Source organism: Synechococcus sp. H55.10, assembly GCF_047502715.1.
In the GTDB taxonomy this organism is placed as follows: domain Bacteria; phylum Cyanobacteriota; class Cyanobacteriia; order Thermostichales; family Thermostichaceae; genus Thermostichus.
This window is the reverse complement of record NZ_JANSJJ010000007.1, coordinates 1-1,646: the sequence shown is the minus strand read 5'-3', so window position 1 is coordinate 1,646 and position 1,646 is coordinate 1. Positions and strand designations below refer to the sequence as shown.

The following is a 1,646-nucleotide window of genomic DNA, read 5'->3' as shown; positions in this document are numbered from 1 at the left end:
GATCAGCACCAGGGGTGGCACCTCTGACTTATCGGGATAGAGATCCACCACAATCAAGCGCTTAGGAATGCCCACCTGAGGAGCTGCCAGGCCGATGCCATCGGCACTGTACATAGTCTGCAGCATGTCTCGCGCCAACTGGCGGATCTCGTCGTTGACCTGGCTGACGCGCTTAGCCGGCTGCCGCAGCACCTTGTCACCCATCCGATGGATGCGCAGAGGCGGGTTTTTCAGTTTAGCTTTGGGGACAGAAAGGGTGGCCACCATCCGGCAGGTCTCTCAGAATAAACAGCAGAAGACGTCCAGTCTAGACCTCCATTCTACATTCAGGTTCGTTTGCCATGACTACGACTCGGAGCTGCCGTCCCCAGCCTCTAGGGATCCTTGTTGGTCAATGGCTTGTTTGAAGCCCAGAGCCACCAGAATGTTGGAGAGGGTGAGAAAAGCCTCTGCCGCCCCATGCAAGGAATCCACGTTGGCTAGGGAAGTGCCGTAATGGAGTTGGGCATACAACCCTGCCGGGATGCTAACGGCCACAAACAGTAGCAGCAGCCAAAACCCAATCAGGGCCAGGCGCGGGATCCGGCGCAGCCGCGACAGGAAAAACAAGAAGACCAAATAGGGGAAGAGAGAGAGGGCAAACAAACTGTCCATTGCCTAGCTTGGATCCCTCCTCCCAAGGGACTTTTCCGCCTGCTCCGCCCGCCAAATGCGGTAGGCAGCCCAGGCTAGAGTGCAATTGCCCAGAAGCGTCAAGCTCGCCTGGACAGTGACCACCCAGTTGAGAGCGGGATCGTTGTCAAACCAGTGCCAGGCAATGGCACACATTGCCCCCAGTAGGGCAGGCAACATCGCCCAGCTCAAGCCGCGCCACTCTGGCCGGCCTATTCGCTCCCCAAACTGCCACACGCAAACAATGGCCGCCAGCCATTCCAAGACGCTGGCAATATGAATCCACCAGGTGGGAAGCGAAAGGACATGCATTAGACGCTGAGGGAATGACGCAGCAACTGGCGGTAGGTGGCCTCCTGTAACAGCATTTGCTTGTGCAGTTTGACCAGGATGTCCTTGGCCTGCTCAGGGCTCATGCGAGCTACCAGCGTCTCGAAAGCCCGCTGGCGAAATTCTTGCTCCAGAGAGAGACCTAGCGTTTCATCCATTATCGTCACCTTGAGACTCTTAGGGTAGGAGGGAGTCTCGCGCTAGGATATCCCAGCGCTGCTCCCGACAAGCACTGCAAGCAGGACAATACATATCTTAATAACCTAGTTTAACAAGTTGCAACAAAATGGCAAGTGCCTCCGGATCCTGGTCCGGACAGGGCTGGAGGGGAAACTCAACAAAGGAGCGGGAAAAGTACACTCCCGCAAAGTTTGATAAAAGCACATTTTGGACAGGGAAGTGCGAAGATTTTTGAGCGGCGATCCCTTTACATCCTGTCATGTTGGGCGATTAGGCGGGGCCTCATGATAAAAGTGAAGTACCTTGAGCCTTGGTTGCCGCTCTTTCCGATTTGCGCCTTGCTTTGCTTGAATTGCCATGACCATTTTTGTGGGAAACCTAAACTATAAAGCCTCAACGGAAGAGCTAGCAGCTTTCTTCCAGCAGAGGTGGAACGTTAAGTCAGTTACAATTCAGATAGACCG

General features: G+C 54.7%; 4 protein-coding genes. All 4 read right to left on the bottom strand.

Translation table 11 applies throughout. The features are described 5' to 3' along the window. Nucleotides 1-267 (bottom strand): peptide deformylase (locus NW858_RS00730; protein ID WP_414519337.1); only part of this gene is annotated, 267 nt, incomplete at its 3' end. 78 nt (nt 268-345) lie between these two features. Then, on the bottom strand, nt 346-654 hold the full coding sequence (locus tag NW858_RS00725) for a DUF3593 domain-containing protein (protein ID WP_414519335.1): 309 nt from the start codon (nt 652-654) through the stop codon (nt 346-348). A gap of 3 nt (nt 655-657) precedes the next feature. Further along, nucleotides 658-984: a DUF2499 domain-containing protein gene (locus NW858_RS00720; RefSeq protein ID WP_414519333.1), complete on the bottom strand. Its 327-nt coding sequence runs from the start codon at nt 982-984 to the stop codon at nt 658-660. Continuing rightward, entirely contained in the window at nt 984-1,160 is a 177-nt protein-coding gene (locus tag NW858_RS00715; protein ID WP_414363725.1) for an NblA/ycf18 family protein, read from the bottom strand. The genes NW858_RS00720 and NW858_RS00715 overlap by 1 nt, the downstream gene beginning before the upstream one ends. Nucleotides 1,161-1,646: the final 486 nt, after the last annotated feature.

Excerpts from the sequence above, each read along its gene's own strand:
- NW858_RS00725 (WP_414519335.1), bottom strand. The coding sequence starts at position 654 with ATGGACAGTTTGTTTGCCCTCTCTCTCTTCCCCTATTTGGTCTTCTTG.
- NW858_RS00715 (WP_414363725.1), bottom strand. The coding sequence starts at position 1,160 with ATGGATGAAACGCTAGGTCTCTCTCTGGAGCAAGAATTTCGCCAGCGG.
- NW858_RS00720 (WP_414519333.1), bottom strand. The coding sequence starts at position 984 with ATGCATGTCCTTTCGCTTCCCACCTGGTGGATTCATATTGCCAGCGTC.